This window comes from Kitasatospora sp. NPDC048715 (genome assembly GCF_043198905.1).
Taxonomy (GTDB): Bacteria; Actinomycetota; Actinomycetes; order Streptomycetales; family Streptomycetaceae; genus Kitasatospora; species Kitasatospora lactacystinica.
The window spans coordinates 391,746-410,764 of the sequence record NZ_JBICVH010000006.1 but is presented as its reverse complement, the minus strand read 5'-3'; the positions used below and the strand labels follow the sequence as shown (position 1 = coordinate 410,764).

Below are 19,019 nucleotides of genomic sequence, written 5' to 3'. Positions count from 1 at the left end.
GATGCGCGGCGTCCAGTTCCACCACCGCTCCCTGCTCTGCTGGCCCGAACTGCTGACGGGTGAGGGACGAAGGTGGATCCGAACGGTGCTGCACACCGGCGCGCGCGTGCTGAGCCTGGGTACGCCGTTCCCCGCAGCCGTCGTCGCCGACGTCCACACGATGACCTTGGAGATCTGGACGATGGGCGAGCGACCGTGCGTCGGAGGTCATGACGACGACGTGTCGATCGGCGAGCCCAGTCCCGGGGAGTGGGCTGAGCTTGTGGCGATGTCCCGCGCCGTCGGGCTCACTCCGCTGGCCGGCAGCGCGCGGTGCCACCCCCAGTGGAGGCACGCGCGGGTCCGCGGCAGGAGCGGGCTGGTGGCTGCGGCCAGCGTGCAGGGCCTGGCCGCCGAGGTCGCCGGTGGACCCCGACGTCTGGTGTGCTCGGTGATGTCGGCACCGCCGTCCCGGCACCGCGGCGCCGCACGGCAGTGCGTGGACGCCGCTGCCGCCGGCGCGCCGGCGGCAGCGCTCGTCGAGCGGGGAGCCGCCTCGGGCGGCTTCTTCGCCCGGCTCGGGTGGGCGGCGACCGGCACCGCCCACCTCTACTGCTACCACTGAGACGACCGAGGGATGACCATGCCTGGAGATCACCGCAAACGGCCGCCAATGCGCCACCTGCTCAGTTTGAGCGGCGAGGTCCCGCCGGCGTCACTGGCGGCCCGCTTCGACGGTATCGGCCTCATCCGCAGCGAGTACGTGCTGCGTGCCGAGGGCCACTTCATCACCACTGCGCACGCGCAGCGGGCGCTCGCCGGCTACCTCGCGGCCGTCATGGCCTCATGCCCGCAGGCGCCGGTCTGGTACCGCACGAGTGAGATGACCTCGCAGGAGGCCAACACCCTGATCGGTGTCGACGAACGGTACGACGAAGCCGACTTCATAAAGGGACGACGCGGAATCCGGCGTGCGCTGGAGTTGCCCGGCGCCTTCGAGACCGAGCTGCGCGTCGTCGCCGAGATCGCCCAGGACCACCCGAATCTGCACCTGCTGGTGCCGTTCGTCCGTGACGCCTCCGATTTCGGCTTCGCGGTGGACATGCTCGACAGCGCGGGATGGCCCAACAGGTTCGGATCCATGGTCGAGATCCCCTCGCTCCTGCTGGACATCCCGGAAGTCCTCGCGATGGGCGCCTCCAACCTGCTGCTCGGCCTGAACGACCTCTCGTCCCTCCTCACCGGGACCAGCCGTGAGTTCACCGGGACGGACATGAAGCTGCACCCGAGCGTCTGGTCGGTGGTCAATCGGGTCCGCGAACAGGTGGGGACGTCCTCGGACTGGGGCGTCGCCGGCAACTTCGGCAAGTCGGTCCTGGAGCGGGCCGAGGATGCCGGGGTGCCGTACGCCAGCGAGCACTACAGCGAGCTGCCCGCCCTGCACGGACTCGACCCCGACGACTTGCCGGACCTCGACTTCGTCAGCCGCACCAAGGCGTTCACGCGCAGGCAGATCGCGCTGGACCAGGAGCGCTTCTCGCGATCGCGGCTCGACGCGAGCGCCGGCCATGCCGCACGCTGACTTCCCGGTGGAGGGCGTGCCGACGTCCGACGTCCTCGCACCGAGTGACTTCGACGCCTGGCCGAGTCACGACGTGCACGTGGAGTGGGGAGTCCCCGGGGCGGCGCTCGCCGCGGCACGCGGCGACGCGGTCGTGGTGGTGGACGTGCTGTCCTTCTCGACCACACTCGCCGTCGCCGTGGACCGCGGGTTCGCCTGCCTGGTGTACAGCGGGGCCGAGATCGCCGAGATGGGTGGCCGGGAAGCGGCAGCGGAGCGGCTCAGGGCCCGCGCGCTGAGCAAGCGGCGCCGGGTGCCGCCGGGCGCCCTGTCACTCTCGCCGGGCAGCCTCACACGTGCCGAGCCAGGCCAGCGCGTGCTGTTCACCTCGCTCAACGGCGCCTCGATCGTCGCCGCCTCGGCCTCCGCGCCCGCACTCCTCGTCGCTGGGCTGCGCAATGCAGCGGCATCGGCCCGCACCGCGCGCGCCGTGCTGACCAGCGGAACAGCGCGGCGGATCACCATCGTCGCCAGCGGCGAACAATGGAGCTCGGTCGAACCCGGAGTGAGCGGAATGCGCCCGGCGGCCGAGGACTGGCTGGGCGCCGGGCTGCTCTGTCTCCGACTCCGCGAGGCCGGGTTGTCGCTGTCGGCCGAGGCAGCCCTGTCGGCGGCTTCCTGGACCAGCTCCGACGTGTTGCGCGACTGCGTCTCGGCCCGCGAACTGGTGGCGGCCGGCTTTGCCGAGGACGTGGAGCTGAGCCTGGAGCTCGACGTCAGCGACGTGGTACCCGTGCGTGACAACGCCGAGCCGTCGGGTCGGACCTTTACCGGTCAGCACGCACCCGGCTGACCCGGTACCCGTGCGTCGTTCCTCAAGGGGCCTCAGCCAACCGGAAACGACAGGGCGATCCGCAACGTGTGGCGCTCCCACGGGTCCAGGAACAGGTCGTGGGCGTGGAAGGCCGCCTCGACGGCCAGGCTGGCGGCGGCGTCGTACCGCTCCGGAGCGAGCAGTCGCCGCAGAGCACCGTGAAGCTCGGGAAGCATGGTGGCCCGGCCGCGGGGCGGCCCGATGGCGGGGAGAGGCGGCCGGGGGAGCCGTGCCGCCAGCATCGCGGCGGCGGACCACCAGGCGACCGCGACCGATCCGGGCGAAACCGTGCTGAGCTCGTCGCGGACACACTCGGCGGAGTCGACGAACCCCGTCCACTCCCGGCTCGGCACCGTGGCGTGGTCGTACGACAGGACGGCTGCCGCCCTCACCACGCACCGGATCACCACGTCGTAGGGGTGCGTCGCAGAGCGCAGCCCCGTCGGCATGCGCAGTCGGCGGAGCCGGTCGAACCGGCACCGCTGCGGCGCGTCCGGGGAGAGCACCTCGTTCAGGGTCTCCTCGCCGAGCAGCGTGACGACGTCCTTCGCGGCCTGCTCGGCGTCGTCCGGGGTGTGCAGCAGGGAGTAGCAGCGGTGCGCCGCCGGTGCCACCGACCGCAGGTCCCCGGGGTGGCGCCGCCCGAAGGCGCTCGGGCCCTTCCACGCGTCCAGCAAGCCGACGAGGTCGACGTCGAACGGCGTGCGCACGACCGCTGCTACGGAGGCGTCCAGTTCGGCGACGGCGTAGGACAGCCAACCGCTCGCTGCGCCTCCCGGCCGTGGCTGCTTGAAGGTGCCGTGTGCGTAGAGCGCCGACAGCAGCGGCGGCCGTAGGATCAGCGATGTCGCCGCGAGCACCCGCAGGTGCAGCGGACCCAGGCGAGTGGCCAGCGCGTCCCACAGGTCCTGCGCCATCGTGTCGGGCATGACGACGACGAAAGCCGTGTTGCGGGGGAGCGCGGGCACGTCCGTGAAGCTACCAGCAGCACGGACGCGGGATCGTGTTGTGGCGATGCCGACGCGCCGTCGGGCTGGCGGTGGTGCGCCAGGAGGCGCGGGGGTGCGGCATGGTGCGGGCGGCGAACGACGTCCGTGTCGAGGTGCCGTCACCCCGGCGGCCCGGGCTGGATGGCAGTCGGTCAGGGTGTGGGGGCAGGGCGGTCCTGGTCCGCTGCCGTCGGCCCGGTGCCGAGCGGGATCCAGTGGAAGGAGAGCTCGAAGGTGACTCCCTCCGTCTGGGGCACGTGCAGGGCACTGAAGCCCAGGGTGAAGCCGGAGCCGGCCAGCACCGGCGCGAGGAAGCTGTCATGCATCGTCATGAAGCCCACTCCCATCTGCTGGATGACCTGCGCCCCGACATCCGGCCGTCCGGTGACCGAACACCAGACGTGAACCGCGGTGTACATTCCTCTTCCCGAGATCGAGGGGATGCTGAGCGCGCCCAGGACGAAGCCGTCCGTCGGTTTCGCGTCAATGGGCCTCGTTCTCGGCTTGCCGTCCTTGGCAGCCGCTGTGAGCTCGTCGGGTGCAGGCGTCCAGACGTCGTCCCATGCGCCGAAGAGCCCGGTGGCACCGGCGGTCAGGCGGCCGCCGACGCCCACGTCCTGTTCGAAAGACGCCTTGCCCGAGACCGTGAGCCCGCCGTCCGTGCGGGAGTCGCCCCACGTGATGGAGTTTCCGGTGACGAGGAGGTTGACCGGATCCTGTTCGGTGCCGAGGGTGACGGGCCCCAGGACGGTGACGGTGGTGGCGAGACAGTGGTTGACCTGGACGCTCCCACCAGGCGTGGTGAGGGTGGCCCTCAGGTGGAAGGTGGTGTCCCGGTACACCGGTCCGGACTGCCAGGAGCGGGCTCCCTCGGGGACGGCGTACGGCGGCTCGCGGTCGTGGATGATCTCGTAGGTGGCTCCTTGCGATCCGTCCCACAGGAGGGTTACCGGGTCTCCCGGATTGATCGCCGCGTGGTGGCCCTGCGCATCCGCCCGGTCGACGGTCTGTGGGCGGAAGTTGCCGAACTCGAAGCCGTAGGGGGCCTTGCCGACGAGGAAGTGGACGTGTCTGGCGGGTGGCTTGTCGTACTGCGATTCGGTGACCGTGAAGGTCGTGATGCCGACCGCGGTATTGACGTCGATGGTGTCGAAGGTGAACGCGTAACTGGTCCCGGTGCCGAAGGAGACGTACGCGGCTGTCGCATCCTTCGGCAGGGCGGTGAACGTCCCGCCATTCAGGGACAGGGTCCAGTCGCCCGGCGCGGCCGTCGGCCGGATGCCATCCGGGTGGAGTGTCAGGTCCTTGGGCTCGGGGCCGACTTCGACGGTGAAGGACAGTGAGGCGATTTCCACCGTGTTTCCCGTGCTGTTGGACACAGTGACCACGATCCGGCCGTTGCCGGTGGGGGCGGCCCCTTGCCCCGCGAAGTTGACCTGGAGCGGGACGGGGTGGGTGAACAGCGCGTAGTCCAGGATGCTGTCCGAGTCGGCGGCGCGGCTGATGAACACGACGGACCTCCTCAGCGGTTCCGGCGGAACCGGTCTTCGGGGTGTTCGGAAACGGCGCCACGCAGCACCATGCGACCGTTGCGGGCCGTGGGGGGCGTCGGGGGGACCCGCGCGACGGAGTCGGCCGGCCCGACGGGCAGTTCGGTCCAGCCTGCCGTACCGTCGCGCCGGGGCTGGGCGAAGGTCCACGTGCCGTGCCGGGTGGACGGGCGGGGGGCGATGAGCCGGTCGCCGCCGTCGGTCGGCTCGATGCACGCGAGCAGCGGGCCGATGCGGTAGGAGACCTCCATCCGCGCGAGGGCGGGGGTGACGCGCGCGGCGGGCAGCTGCCAGGGGACGGTGGGCAGGATATCGGTGGCGGCGTGGACGGCGGCGCGCGGATCGATGAGCATGGTCACGTACTTGATCGGTGTGGCCCCCGCGATGTCGAGGGTGAAGCCCGTGCCGATCCCGCTCAGGTACGTGGTGGTGGGCTGCTGGGGAACGGTGACGGCGCGCAGCAGGCCGTAGTCCGTGTCCTCGAAGTAGCCGATCAGACCGTCCCGGAGGTTGTCGGCCCTGCCCAGCCGCACGTTCCAGCGGTGGCCGAGGAAGTCCGGTGGCGGCGGCGGGGCCTGCTTGAGGCCGACGACGTACTGCCACGCCTCCCAGCTGGAGTCGTAGAGCGGCGGTCCGTCCAGTTCGAAGCGCAGGCGCCCCCGCACGAGGGCGAGTGGTCGGCCGACAAGAACGGACATGGTGCGGTCGTCCCAGCCGCCGAGGGGGTTGACCGTGTGGAGGGTCTCGTCGACGGCGGACAGCAGGGCCGTGAAGGCCGGTCCGGCGTCGGCGCGGGCGGCGAGCGCGGCGAGGAGGCCGTGCAGGTGAGTGAACCGGTCCGCCAGGGAGTCCAGGGTCGGGAAGGTGCTGTGGGGGGTGGCCTTCCAGAACAGGCTGTCGTCGTAGGCGATTCGGAGTTCACCGAGCGGGCCGCCGTCCGGATCGTAGGCGGTCAGGGCCCGGTCCAGATGGTTCGGAAGCAGCCAGCCGCAGACCTGCGTGGCCGAGGAGTACGGGCTGACCACTGTGTCGTCGGACTGCGTCGAGATCCAGTCCGCGCACAGGCGGGCTGCCTGGAGGAGGCGGGGGCGCAGTGAGGCCATGCGGTAGGCGGGCGGGACGACCGTCCGCGTGTCGTCCAAGGAGACGGCGGCGGACAGGTGCAGTCGCTTCTCGGCGCTGCGCAAGCCGGTATCGGATTTCGTCTGAGCGTCGCCCTTGTCGGGGTTGATGACGTCACAGACCTGGCCGAACTGGTCCACGACGTGCAGTTCCGAGAAGTAGAACTGGCCGCTGCGGGTCTGGAGGAGCCGCGACGGAGGCCAGGTGCCGCTGTCGGGCGCTGGGCCGGGCGTCGGCGCGGTGTGGTGCTGTCCCGCGATGAGTGCGGGCAGCGACCGTGGGTCGGCGGGGTGGGCGGAGGCGTTCGGGTCGTACGGATGCATCTGGGTGGCTGGATCGCGCAGGCCCATGCGCTGGGTCAGCCCGCTCAGGGCCTGGCTGAGCAGGTCCCAGCCGGTGACCTTCGCCTCCAGGTCGAGGAGTTCGGGAGTGAGGACGCCGGGATTGTTCTCCTGGTAGCGCCGGACCTGTGCGGCGAGGTTGAACACGGCGTGGGGGGTGAGCAGGACCCGTGCCTTCTCCTCCCGGTAGTCCTCGGGAGCAGGGACCGGAGCTCCGTTCCAGGTGTAGGTGTACCCGTCGAAGGTCCAGTGGGTGCCCGTGGAGTCCTGGTAGGGAAGGGAGTAGTGGAACGCCCGGTAGGTGAGGAAGAGGGGTTTCCACGGCTGGGTCCAGGTATCGGTGCCGTACTGCGGTGCGACGCCTGTGACCTTGGTTGGGTCGGCGAGGGCGGCGGCGAGCACACCGGCGTTCTGGGCACGGTCGAGGACCCAGAACTCCGTCAGCAGCCGATGCACCGTCTCGGCGTACGGGTGCTGCTCCAGCGTGTCGGGAAGGGAGGCCTCGGGCCCGGGAACGGCGCCCACGACGGCGGTGACGAGGGACATGGTGAGCCGGCAGTTCACCGTGGTACGCAGGTTGGGCAGGGGCGCGGGCGAGATGCCGCGGAGCATGACGACCGGATCGACCGCCCGGTGGAAGCCGGGCAGCGGCACGCGTTTGAGGACACGGGTCCGGATGTCCCCGCCGTGCCCGGCCAGATAGGCGCCCGCGGCAACGGCGACCGCGTCGGGGGTGTCGCCCCAGGGCACGTGGTCGCGGTCCCGGGTGGCGGTGCGCCGACGGGTGATGTCCGCATCGGCGGCGTGGACGCGGGCGGCGATGCTCTGCGGCGCGGTGGGGTCCAGCGCGGCGCTGAAGGGGTCGTCGTACTGGTCCGGCAGTTCGGTGTTGAAGGTGAGCAGCCAGATGTCGTAGAGCTGTTGGCGGAGTGTGGTGAGGGTACGGCAGCACTGGTCGTGCGCGGCCTGGGCCTGATTGAGGGTGTCGAGGAGTGATTCCTCCTGGGCCGTGAGCGTGCTCGGCACCGGCAGGGTGTTGTCGCTGCGGTCGCGGTCGTGGATCTCCCAGGTCCAGCCGCCGGGTGTGGTGGCGAACCAGGAGTGGTGGATGGCGTCGTCCACGACTGCGGGGGCGTCGTTGTCCAGGCTGTCCAGGAGGCCGTACTGCAGGGCTTCGAGTGCGGCGATCTCCGGCTGGGGTGTCTGGGTGGCGGCGAGCAGCGCGGTGAGGGCGTCGGCGGAGCTGTGGCCCACGGCAACGTCGACATCGACGCCGGCCGGCCGGGGCGAGGGCGGCACGCGGTCGGTGTCCGTCCAGCGGTCACCCTTCCGGTCCCAGGTGAGACCGAGGACCTGCCCGGTGTACAGCGCCGCCGTCGGGGGCGAGGTGGGTTGGTCGCCGACGACCGTCCAGTAGAGCTCGGACAGGTTCGTCGCGTGGGTGAGCGGGTCGTCGCGGGAATCGGCGTGCCATCCGGTGACCAGGTAGCACAGGTCTGCGGTGTCCTCCACGTCGTCCAGGGGATCGCGCATGGACAGCACGTCCTGGTTGTGCGGCTGGAAGGCGGTGAAGGCGAGTTGGCCGGAGCCTGCGGCGGTGACGAACGACGGCGCGGGGCTGGGGCCGCCGTCCCACTCCTTCAGCGGGACGGTGCGGCCGATGAAGCGCGTCAACGCAGGAGACGAACCGTCGGTGGTCGTCCCGACGCCCGGTGCCCAGTCGGGGTTCAGGAACGGGGTGGTGCCGCTGTGCGAGTCGTCTCCGCACCAGTCGCTCTCCACGATCCAGCCGCGTGCCTTGCGCCCATCGACCGGACCCCAACCCCGCACGACCAGCCAGCGGTTGGGGATGCGCGGGAATTCCGCGTGCGCGGACGGCTGATCGAGACGGCAGTTGCGCAACGCGCCCGGCAGCTGCCACTGGAGGTACACGCCCTGGTCGAGTGGGACGGTGTTCAGCGAATCGTCGGGTGACTGTCCCTGGAGCAGTAGCCGGTAGTCCGATTGCCACCGGTCGAAGGGGCGGCTCGTCAGCATGGGTGGGTTGACCAGGAGCGCGTCGATCTCGATCGGGACGACGAGGGGGACGGGCGAGGGGGTGTTCACCGAGTGGCGTCCCTTCACGACGAGGAGTGCTTGAAGGTCATCCGGAGGGGGGAGGCGATCATCTGAACGGCGAATCCGGCTGGGCCGAGCTCGCCGTCGTGCGCGTGCGCACCGAGCAGTTTTCGCAGGTCCGCGCTGAAACCCGCCACCTTCAACACGCGGGGCAGGCCCGCGCCGGATTGGCGGTACGCGTCGCTCATGGGCTGGTAAAAGTCCAGCGGCGCGCCGACATCGGTGACGAGGTCGCGCAGCCGCACGTGGTCGCCGTGTGTGCCGTCGTCCGGCTGGTATCCGAGGTGCATGGCCTGGGGCGGCTCCGCGACGTCGATCTCATCGAGGAGCCCGTCAACGACGACCAGCACCACATCGGGCGCGAGGACATCGGCGCGCACCGGCGTGAGGACTCCCGCGCTGCCGTCCGGTCCCGTACCGCGGACCCGCAGACGCAGCGCGGGCCAGGTGGGCACCAGGGCGGAACGGACGAGGAATCCGGTCATGGCCCGGGGGAATTTGTCGATCGCCGCTTTGGCGAGCCGGTCGTTGGCGGCGAGGTCCAGTGAGGTGCCGGCGCCGACGCTGAGGGCGCCGTACACGAGGGCGCGTTGCCACGCGGGATCGACGTGGAACAGCCGCAGAGTCTCGTTGGGCAGGGCCCGGCTGTCAGGCACAAGATGGTCGAAGGGAACGGGGTAAAGCAGGGCGAGCCGGTCGAGCCAGTCCAGGACTGCAGTGGCCGGGGTCCTGGCGACCATCCCCAGAGCACGGCAGAACTCGGCGTCGTCGAGGAAGGCCTTCAGCCGATCCCGCTGGCCCTGCACAGGACTGGTCGGCGCGTCCGCGCCGCTGCCGCGGTCGTGCGGAGGCCGTGCCTGCTGAACGAGGTCGGCCAGACCGCGGCGGACCGCCGTGTCGAAGACGTCTCGGGCGGCGCGCGGGGCGAGCAGTGCGGCGGGGGCCTGCCCGTCCAGCACCGCGCCGGTGCCGCTGAGGCTGCCGTGGCGGCGGCCGGGACGGGCGGTCAGCGCCCGGCCGAGGGCCTGCCGGACGGCGCCGCGCCAGTTCATGAGCGAAGTGGTGAAGGCTCTGTCGGCCATGGCGAGGGAGCGGCCGATCGTCCAGGCGGCGGCGTAGCCGAGGTCGTACACGCCGCCGAACTGGTCGTAGACCATCCAGGCGTCGGCGCTGTAGGGCGCCGTGGGCGTGGGGGCGATGGCGGCGGGGGTCGCGGTGAGCGGTCCCCGGTACCAGGCGTAGGTGTGCTCGCCGGTCGGCAGGATGTGGGACACCGGGACGAAGCCACGAGTGAGGCGGTCTTTGAGGTCGCCGTCCGCGCTCTTGGGGTCCAGGCGCAGCGTGAGGGCGTCGGGGTGTGGGGAGCCGGCGGCGGCGAGCTGCTCCATGACGGCGCCGAAGTGCGCGCCGATGTCGGCGAGCGAGCGGAACGTCCAGGAATGCAGGGCTACGAGGCGTAGCGGGGGAGTTTTCGCACCGGCGTCGTCGTCGGAGGTGGGCAGCCGGTCCGCGTGCCCTTCGAGGGAGATGAGGTGGGCGGCGTACTGTCCGCCGGCGGGATCGGGGAAGCGGTTGGTGAGGACGACGCTGTGCAGGCCGGGCTGCTGTGGGTCGTCCGTGTCCACGGGTTCGGCGTGGCGGGGTGCGGTGCGGACGGCGCCGTGGACGGATCGGGAGCGGGCCAGGGCGGAGAGGGCCGGAAGGGACTCGGGCTCGTCGCCGCCCAGGCGCAGGTGGGCCAGCAGGTGCAGTTCGTCGAGGCGGGGTGCGACCCGGGCGAACAACGCTGTGGGGACGTCGACGGTGGCGCAGTTGCCGCCCAGGACGTCCGCCTCGACACTCGCGGGGTCGATCGCGGGGGCGACGGCTTCGCTCGGGGGCGTGGCGAGGAGGTCCTTGACCTTGCGGGTGTCGGTGCGTCCGGTGGCCTCCGGGTCACCGGGCAGTTCTCCCGCGGCGAACAGCAGCAGGGCGAGGAACGGCGTCTCCCGGGGGGCTTTGACGCCGACCGGGGTCTGCCAGGGCAGTTCGGGGTGGTCGAGGGTGATGTGCGGCAGGACGTCGTCGAAGGTGCCGACGCAGCCGTGCGCGGGGTGGACGGAGTGCACGGCGTCGGGCGGGAGGCGGAACCGCGGGGTGCGGACGTCCAGGATACGGACGACGGGATCCGCGAAGTAGGCCTTCGCGGCGGGGTCGTCGATTCCGGGGAGGTCGTGGGTGACGGTGACCCGGTACAGGCCAGCCTCGACCTGGGGGACCGTGTTGTCCCGGAAGGCGTAGTCGGTGCTGGGGAGCGAGGTCATCGCGTGGTCACGTGCCTTCCGGGAGGAGCAGTGGCGCGGCTGTCAGATCGTGCCCCGCGAACGCCGGGTAGCGGACGAGGGGATCGTCGCTGCCCTGGCCGGCGCCGGGTGCGTATCCGAGCGCGCCGAGTCGGGTGTAGAGCGCGGACCGCCGTCCGGCGTGGGTGCTGTCGGCGATCTGGTCGGCGATCGTCCCCGGTGTGCCGGCCGCCTGGTGGGGCGCGGGACCGTCGGGGACGTCGGTGCCGTCGTAGGGCATCGGGCCGGTCATGGGGTCGGTGGCGAAGCGCCTGGCGGGTGCCACGAAGGGGTCGGGGGCCGGAATCGGGTCAGGGAGCGGGATGCGCAGGCCGTCGTAGTGGTGGACCAGCCCCGGGCCGTCGAGCGTCAGCTCGTCGCGGCCCCACAGTGAGACGGGCCCGGTGCCCGGCACCGCGGTGGCGGGCCACGCGGAGGTGTCGACCGTCTTGCCGTCTGCGTCGGTGACCGTGACGGTGTGCACCGAGTCGGTCTCCGTCCGGAGCGGGCGGACGAAGAGCGCGCCGCCGTCCGTTCCGCTCCCGTCCGTGATCTGCCGGGTTCCCAGGTACAGCCGGGTCGCCGGCACGGCGGCGGAGGTGCCGAAGACGAAACCGCGGTTGGTGGCGACCCAGACCGGCGGGGCCGCCGGATCCTCGGGGGTGCCGACGGCCTCCTCGTCCTCGTCGGGGCTGGTCGTCATCTCCTTCATCTCGGTCCAGGTCCGCCTGGAGGAATCCTGGGGCGGCAGCTGGCTCTGGAACGCGCTCCAGGACACCGCCTTGTGGTCGGGACTGGGGTCGCCGAAGTCGAAGGCCCAGGACAGGAACCACAGGTGGACGTCGGCGTGGCCGCCGGCCGGCGGCGACCACCAGTCGAGGTCGACGCCGATCTCCACACTGACGGTGACGTGCACGAAGGCGACGGACACGGTGGCCTGTACACCGACGGAGACCCCGACCGCGATCTCGGCGTAGAGGGGATTCCATTCGAAGAGGCCGTCGAGGTGCGCGGTCAGCCACGCCTTGAAGGCACCGGTTTCGTACACCAGGGCGAGGGATCCGCCGAACATCAGCCCGTTGGGCGTGACGGTCGCGTACACCTCGCCCCGGGCGTGCGTCTTGTCGTCGATCGTCCAGTTCAGTCCCAGGCGGGGCACGGCCGGGTACCAGTCGGGCTTGTCGTAGGCCGGGTGGTAGCCGCCGAAGCTGAGGACGAAGTCCCCATGGTGCGGGCTGGGGTCGATCCAGGAGCATACGGCGAGGCCGCCGGTGAGCTTGGCGTATTTGGAGACGACCCAGGATTTGTTGCCGAGCTCGGCAGAGAGCTGCAGCAGCCCTTGCGAGTGCACGTACGACGCAGAGGCTGCGAGCTCGATGTGCGCCATCGTGGGGGTGGTGCCCTTCGAATCGCCCGTGGCCGCGGCGGCCTTCTGCGGCGGTTCCCTGGGCAGGTCGCACACGCCGAGGGCGTCCAGCGAGACGACCAGGTCGTTGCCGAACTCGACGAGCAGGATGGCGCGCAGGTCGACGAACTCGACGATGCTCGCCCGTAGTCCGCCCGCGATCCAGTACTCGCCGCTGTCGGGCTTCACCCAGGGGTGCGACCCGCCGGTGAGGACGTTCAGGACGTCCATCGGACGCGGATCGTTCCCGCCGAACAGCGCCGGGTCGTCCACGCCACGCAGCAGCGGGAACTTGTCGATCTCCGCGACACCGGGCAGCCGGACCTGGCTGTTGTAGCCGCCGCCCAGGCAGATGCCCTTGACCCGGAACCACGGTGGGCCCAGGCCCTGGGCGTTCTTCTCGCCGACGGAGAGGCTGCCGAACAGGAAGAAGGAGGCGAACGGATCGCCCGTGGGACGGGCGTACGCTCCGACGACGGTGGCCACCAAGGAGGGCAGGGTCAGGAGTCCGGCCCCCTCGACGAGCGGATCGTAGTGGTCGTCGGACCGATAGCGCAGCGCCGCCAGCAGCTCGGCCGGGCCGGTCCTCACCTCCACTCCCAGGCCGCTGATCGTCGGCTTCTGCCGGCCGTGTTCGGAGCCCTTGAGACAGTAGGCCAGCCCGAGCCCGTAGACCTGGAAAACGATCGGCCCCAGGGCGAAGGTGAGGTCCATGGTGATCGCCATGGTGCCGCCCTCGTATCCCAGGCTCACGGTGTCCAGACGCAAGGGCCCCTCCGAGGCGGGTCGTGGGTGTTGCTCGGCCTTGGCATCAGGAGGGGTGTCGTCCGACTCGGTGTCCTTGGACAGAGCGCCGAGCCGGACCTTCACGCCGTCCCGCGGGATGCCGCCGATCTTGTAACCCAGTGTCGCGATCGCGCCGGCCTCCAGCGGCGGGTCGGGGAGCGTCGGCACCGGGCGGGCGGTGGTACCGACGGTCTCGCGCAGGATCTGCTGAAACTCGGTGAGCTTCTCCGATTCGAGCTTTCTGCGGACGAAGGTCAGCCCGGCGCTGGAGACCACGAGGCTGGACGTCGACGGGATGATGTGGGCGAGGGGTGAGAGCGAGGGGACGTCCCAGCCCAGGTCGGCGGTCACCACGGTGATCCCCCAGAGGAGGGGGTCGAGCCATTGCAGGACCGCCACCCAGGCGACCTGGTGGCCCTCGGAGAGCCGGAGGCTGCCCGTGATCACCGTCGCCTTCCTGCTCGGGTCGTTGCCGATCCACAGGTCGGTGAGCTCGATGTCGAGCTGTTCGTCCATACCGAACCCGAACGCCTTGGCGGCCTTGCCGAGGGTGAGACCGCCGGGTGTGGTGACGGTGCCGGAGCCGTCGAGGGCGAACGCGTAGGGGGTGTCCCCGGAGGTGCAGGTGAGGACGCCGCTGCCAGTCGACTCCTGGCCCCGCAGGACGAGCGCGGGCGAGGTCAGGGTGCCGGATTTCTGCAGAGTGCTGTAGTCGTGGACCTTTCCGTCACTGGTGGTGACAGTCCAGCCGGAGGCGAGCGGGAACGTGAGGGTGTAACCGCCGACGTCGTCGGAGGCGGCGGTGAACGCGGCCTTCACGGCCGTCGTGCCGCCCTTGCCCGGCAGCGTGACACTGCCGGCCGCCGTCAGCCCGTCCGGGTCCGTGGCCGCAGCGGTGATGGTGAGCGTGCCGCCGGTGAGATAAGTGCCGAAGACCGTGTCGGACGCGCCCACGCCGAGTTCCGTGCCGGTCAGGGTGAAGGTCCTGCCTTGGGCGTCGGCCAGCCGGGTGCGCAGGTCCTTCAGCGTCATCGAGGCCATGGGCGGCTCCTGTCAGGTCTCTACGCGGAGGGTGAGAGTGACGCGGGCTCGATCACCGGAAGCCAGACGTCGTTCGTGCCGCTGTCACCGCACGGCCAGAGCACGACCGGCTTGGCGGAGTCGGGGGCGCCGAGGCAGTACGGGGTCTCGTCGCTCCTGATCCGGAAACCGCCCGCCTGGGGCACGAACCGCCAGTGGGTGACGTCCGACCCGGCGCAGTCGGTGTTCACGATCTGGGTGCCCTGGCTGCCGTTCGGGGCGGAGACACAGCGGATGCCACCGTCGCCGATGATGTACGGGCCTGTGCCTGCCCGGCGGTCGATGAGCCAGCGTTGGCCGGTGAGCTGAGGATCGAAGTCGCGAATGACCAGGGGGCCGCCGGGGTCGGTGAGGAGTTTGGTGAGGTCCGAGGCGAGTCGGACGGTGACCCAGTCCGCGGTGTCGGGCGCATCGGCGGATGCCGGTGCCTGGCAGCCGACCGCCGCGAGGGGTAGGGCAGCAGCCAGGAAGATCGCGAGTTGCCGATGGACTCCAGCTGTCACCGGACCGAGCTTAGGAGGCGGTCAGCACCGTCCCCTGCCCGGCGCGCGGAGCTTCACCTCGCCGGGGCAACGACGATCGAGCGCAGCCGGAGGAGCCTCACCGGGGCTCGAAGACCGGCAACCAGACTTGGTCCGTGTAATTGCTGCAGCTCCACACCATGACTTCTCCGGCGTCCTCGGTGAAACCGTGGAAGCAGGCCAAGGTGTTCGCCGCATCGGCGACCTGGAAGCCGGCGTCCTTGTGCACGAGTCTCCACGTTCGGTGAGGTGACTGGGCGGAATCACAGGCGGCGGGCACGATCCAGCTGTAGTTCTCCAGGGACGCCGAGGACAGGCACGAGCTGCCGCCCGGGTCCCTGATCGTGTAGCCGCCGGTCCCGTCCGGGTGTAGGAGCCACCGCTGGTCCGTGTGGTCCTTCACCTCCTCCTTGAGGTGGGTTTGTTGGTCCTGCCCCATCGAGGTGAGAAGTATCGTCATGTGCGACACCTGGTGCAGCGTCACCAGGGAGTTCGGCGCCGCCTGGGCCTGGGCCGACGGCCCCGGGCGACCGGACGCCGCCACCCAGGCGAAGACCCCGACGGCGACCCCCCGACACCACTTGCTCGACAGCACACGCACCTCCGCTCCTCGGTCCTTTGGATCCGGCTGTGGCCACGGGCCTCACGTCGTGGGGATCGACCACCTTCCGGTCGAGCATGAGACCCCCGGTCCCGGGGGCGTCTCCCCCAGTGACCACAGAAAAGCCCTCTCAGGCACCGTCGCGACTACACCGGTCCCGCTCCGACCAACTCCGCGATGACCGCCCTCAGTTCGTCCACCAGCTTCTGGGCGCTCTCCACGGTCAGGATCGCCGCGTAGAAGGCAAGCGCCATCGACAACCTGCCGTCGTCGAACCAACTGTGCAGGACCAAGTCGGCCTTGATGTGACCGAAGTCCTCCGGCAGCTTGGCCAGCCTGGTCTCGCCCCAACTCGTCGGGTGCGGCGGGTAATTGTGATGGTTGTAGGTGACCTGGAATCGCGAGCCGAACGCGGGGTTGTCATTACCCGGGATGCACCGGGCGGCAACCGGAGGCGGAAGCAAGGAGTGTGTTTGCGCCGTGACGACGCTCTCCGCGACCCTTCGCAGTAGCGCGGATGCCCCCGTGTCGTTGCGTACCAACGCGCGGATGACCAGCATTCCCCCGAACGGTCCGATGATGTCCGAGAGCGCGCCGTCCCGGCGGTTCGAGACGGGTGACCTGATGTACAGGTCCTCCTGGCCGGTGAACCGGTGCAGTACGAGAAAGAGCGAGGTCAGAAGGACGACGTACGGCGTGACCCCAGCGCTTGCACAGAGTCCCCTGATTGCTCTCGTCTCCCCCTTGCTGAAGTCGTACTGGAACGCGTCGCCCCGGTGGCTGAACACAGCAGGTCGAGTCGGGCTGGCGAGGGGGATGTCGATGTGCTCCGGAAGGCCCGAGAGGGTCTGCCGCCAGAAGAGTTCCTCGGCATCGAACGCCCCTGCCGCGACAGCTCTGCGCTCCGCCAGAGCGATGTCGCTGAAGCGGCGCGCTCGCCCGTCGTGGGCCGGCATCCCCGACTGCAGCCGAGCGTAGGCTTCACCGATGTCCCGGGTCAGCACGCTCATCGACCACGCGTCCGCGATGGAATGGTGCAGGTTGAACGCACAGACGAGGGAATCGTCCGATCGCCGGAACACCGAACACCGCAACAAGGGCGCCGCAGAGGTACGGAAGAGTGTTCGGCGCAGCGCCTCCATCGTGCCGGTGGAGCGGGACTCACACTGAATTTCCAGGGCCTCCACGCTCCCTGAACTCTCCGTGTGCGCAGCGGCGACTCTCCCGAACAACTTGCCGTCGGTATCGGTGACGAAGCTGGCCCGCAACGCCTCCTGCCGGTCGATGGTCGCGGCGAGTGCATGTGAGAAGAGGCCGATGTCGAACCCGTTGCCGACTCGAAATCCGAAACAGAAGTTCTTGAGGAAGGTGAATTCACCGGCTGGCTTCCGCAGGTCGTGTTCCTGCGAGAGGCTGGGGACGAATTCGTAGCTCTGCGCGGCCATTAGCGCATGCCGCGACGGGGTCTCGACCACTGACGGGGTTTCGACCGCCACGGTTCCTCCCAGGACGGCGGCGACCCCGCGGACCGTCCTGCCCGCGTAGATGGCCTCCATCGATGTCTCGCGCGAGAGCCGCTCCTTGATGGCCATCATCATCCTCATCGCCGTGAGCGAGTCCCCGCCCAGCGCGAAGAAGTCATCCTCCACCCCGGCGCCCTGGTGTCCGAGCGTCTCGCGCCAGATGTCCAGTAGCACACGTTCTGTCGGCGTCGCTGCCTCCGCCTGCGACGACGGCGCGCGCAACCCATCGTCCAGAGCCGAGCGCAGTGCCGATCTGTCGACCTTGCCGCTGGAGTTCAGGGGCAGGCTGTCGGTGAATCTCCACACTGCCGGAACCATGAACGGCGGGAGGTGCCGGGAGAGGTACTCGCGGAGGGACTCGCCGGAGACACCTGTCACACCTCGTGCGAGAACGACGAATGCCACCAACCCCTTGCTGCCGATGCGGTTCTGCCAGGACAGTACGACAGCGTTGTCAACGGAACGGTGACCGAGCAGCGTGGCTTCGATCTCCTCGGGTTCGATTCGGTGACCGTTGATCTTCACCTGATGGTCCGTGCGCCCGACGTACAGCAGCGTCCCGTCGTCGGTTCGCCTTACCAGATCTCCGGTCCGGTACAGCCGCCCGGGCGTTTCGCCGAACGGGTTCTCGACGAACCTGCCGGCCGTCGTGGCGGTTTGGACCACGTATCCCCGTCCGACCCCGACCCCGCCGATCCAGAGCTCGCCCGTGCCGGCGCCGTCCACACGATCCATGCGTTCGTCGAGAAGATGGATCTCGGCGCCGGGGATCGGCTCTCCGAGCGGAACGACGTCGTCGCCCTTGGTGAAGCCGACGTGATAGAGCACCACGTCGGAGCATTCCGCCGGCCCGTAGGAGTTCACCAACCGCACGCCGCGGTCGACGATCGCTTCCGCGAGACGGGGAGGAAGCGACTCTCCGCCGAGCACAACCACCCGCATGGAGTCGCACAACAACACGTCTTCCAACACGCGGAATGCCGAGGGCGCGCAGTTGGTCCTCGTCGGGCGACGGCGATCCACGGCGGCCCGGACCCCGTCGACGTCGCCCGGGCGCCGCCCAGCGAAGATCACCTCGCCGCCGGACGTCAGCGGCTCGAAGATGTTCTTCTGGGTCAGGTCATAAGCGATCGAGCTGACCACCAGGGTCCTGCTGTCACGGCCACCGCCTGTCGCCTCTCCTGAGTACCACGCGCAGAGATTCGCGAATCCATGATGGTGATTGAGCGCTCCCTTGGGCTTTCCTGTCGATCCGGAGGTGAAGATGCAGTAGACGAGGTTGTCCGCGGTGGTTTCGCGCGGGAGGTCGGTATTCGAGTGTGCGGCGACCTGCCCCCAGTCGGAGTCCAGACACAGCACCTGTTCTGCGACACCATGACGCAGGTCCAGGTGCGCCTGGGTCAGCAGCATTGAACTGCTGGCCTGCTGCGCGAGGATCTTCAAGCGGATTTTCGGATACGAGGGATCGAGCGGCACGTACGCCGCTCCAGCTTTGAGGACACCGAGCAGTGCGATCACCAGTTCGAGGCCGAAATCGGTGCAGACGGCGACGAGGTCGCCGCATTTGACTCCCGAAGCGATCAGGTATCGTGCCAGCTGATTCGCCCTGGAATTCAGCTCCTCGTAGGTCAGCTGCTCGTCACCGGCGGACACGGCGACCGACGTCGGGGCCTCGACGACGCGATCCTCAAACTGGTGATGCACACTGACGTACAAGGGGTGCCTCCCCGGCTCACGGTATGGCGGCCAGCCTCCGCACAAGGCTTGATGTGCGCCTATGGGTACCAGCTCGGCGATGAAGCGGCCAGCCGACACCCCACCTGGGCCTCCCCTGCCGTGCGGGAGGTGCCGATCAACTGGTCAGAGCCGGTGTGAGTGGTTCGACGGCCACTGGTTTGGCCGTCGCCCGGTCGGCGTAGTACTTCGCCTCGTACTCCTCGATCTCGTCGATGCGGCCCTGGCGCTCGCGGATCGTCGCGAGCAGAGGCCGAAGGGCGTATCGGGGTCGAGGCCTCTCGCCCGCCCCGCAGCTGGCTATGGACGAAGAGCAGAACACCACCATGCTGGTCCGACGAGGAGGGGCGCTGGAAAGGCTTCGGCACCCATTGAATGGATCTGGGCGTAATTGGTGCGAATGCTGCTGATGGCGGCAGGATTTGGCAATAATAAAAGCCTTGGGTGCAGTTGAGTCTTCCGAGGTTCGGACGCTGGGACGGGAGTATTCTGGCAGGGACATGAAGACCGCGTG

11 protein-coding genes are annotated in these 19,019 nt (G+C 69.7%); 3 read left to right on the top strand and 8 right to left on the bottom strand.

The genetic code is table 11. The annotated features are described in order from the left end of the window. Position 1: 1 nt before the first annotated feature. From ACGFSC_RS15060 to ACGFSC_RS15050, 3 genes are read left to right on the top strand one after another with little or no spacing between them, the layout of a single operon-like run. On the top strand, positions 2–604 hold the full coding sequence (locus ACGFSC_RS15060) for a hypothetical protein (protein WP_359907310.1): 603 nt from the start codon (positions 2–4) through the stop codon (positions 602–604). Between the two features lie 48 nt (positions 605–652). After that, positions 653–1,561 (top strand): putative PEP-binding protein, encoded by a 909-nt coding sequence (locus tag ACGFSC_RS15055; protein ID WP_359907313.1) that lies wholly within the window; start codon positions 653–655, stop codon positions 1,559–1,561. 7 nt (positions 1,562–1,568) lie between these two features. After that, on the top strand, positions 1,569–2,393 hold the full coding sequence (locus ACGFSC_RS15050) for a 2-phosphosulfolactate phosphatase (RefSeq protein WP_392863397.1): 825 nt from the start codon (positions 1,569–1,571) through the stop codon (positions 2,391–2,393). A gap of 32 nt (positions 2,394–2,425) precedes the next feature. On the opposite strand, the gene ACGFSC_RS15045 is transcribed toward ACGFSC_RS15050, so the two are convergent. The 8 genes from ACGFSC_RS15045 to ACGFSC_RS15010 form a co-directional block, all read right to left on the bottom strand. Then, a complete protein-coding gene (locus ACGFSC_RS15045; RefSeq protein WP_359907318.1) occupies positions 2,426–3,382 on the bottom strand; it encodes a hypothetical protein in 957 nt (318 codons plus the stop codon). Positions 3,383–3,555: 173 nt separating this feature from the next. Continuing rightward, positions 3,556–4,914 carry a hypothetical protein gene (locus tag ACGFSC_RS15040; protein ID WP_359907321.1) on the bottom strand — a complete coding sequence of 453 codons (1,359 nt, stop codon included), beginning with the start codon at positions 4,912–4,914 and terminating at the stop codon, positions 3,556–3,558. 11 nt (positions 4,915–4,925) lie between these two features. Then, the gene (locus ACGFSC_RS15035) at positions 4,926–8,522 is read right to left on the bottom strand and encodes a hypothetical protein (protein WP_359907324.1); all 3,597 of its coding nucleotides are present in this window, start codon (positions 8,520–8,522) and stop codon (positions 4,926–4,928) included. 14 nt (positions 8,523–8,536) lie between these two features. Next, positions 8,537–10,837, bottom strand: a complete 2,301-nt coding sequence (locus ACGFSC_RS15030; RefSeq protein WP_359907326.1) for a hypothetical protein — start codon at positions 10,835–10,837, stop codon at positions 8,537–8,539. 7 nt (positions 10,838–10,844) lie between these two features. Next, entirely contained in the window at positions 10,845–14,087 is a 3,243-nt protein-coding gene (locus tag ACGFSC_RS15025) for a DUF6603 domain-containing protein (protein ID WP_359907329.1), read from the bottom strand. Between the two features lie 20 nt (positions 14,088–14,107). Further along, positions 14,108–14,629: a ricin-type beta-trefoil lectin domain protein gene (locus ACGFSC_RS15020; RefSeq protein WP_359907332.1), complete on the bottom strand. Its 522-nt coding sequence runs from the start codon at positions 14,627–14,629 to the stop codon at positions 14,108–14,110. A gap of 97 nt (positions 14,630–14,726) precedes the next feature. Then, positions 14,727–15,107 (bottom strand): RICIN domain-containing protein, encoded by a 381-nt coding sequence (locus ACGFSC_RS15015; RefSeq protein ID WP_359907335.1) that lies wholly within the window; start codon positions 15,105–15,107, stop codon positions 14,727–14,729. Between the two features lie 287 nt (positions 15,108–15,394). Continuing rightward, positions 15,395–18,487: an amino acid adenylation domain-containing protein gene (locus ACGFSC_RS15010; protein ID WP_359907338.1), complete on the bottom strand. Its 3,093-nt coding sequence runs from the start codon at positions 18,485–18,487 to the stop codon at positions 15,395–15,397. Positions 18,488–19,019: the final 532 nt, after the last annotated feature.

Coding starts and splice junctions, on each gene's coding strand:
- ACGFSC_RS15030 (WP_359907326.1), bottom strand. CDS start 10,837: ATGACCTCGCTCCCCAGCACCGACTACGCCTTCCGGGACAACACGGTC.
- ACGFSC_RS15015 (WP_359907335.1), bottom strand. CDS start 15,107: ATGACGATACTTCTCACCTCGATGGGGCAGGACCAACAAACCCACCTC.
- ACGFSC_RS15055 (WP_359907313.1), top strand. CDS start 653: ATGCGCCACCTGCTCAGTTTGAGCGGCGAGGTCCCGCCGGCGTCACTG.
- ACGFSC_RS15060 (WP_359907310.1), top strand. CDS start 2: ATGCGCGGCGTCCAGTTCCACCACCGCTCCCTGCTCTGCTGGCCCGAA.
- ACGFSC_RS15025 (WP_359907329.1), bottom strand. CDS start 14,087: ATGGCCTCGATGACGCTGAAGGACCTGCGCACCCGGCTGGCCGACGCC.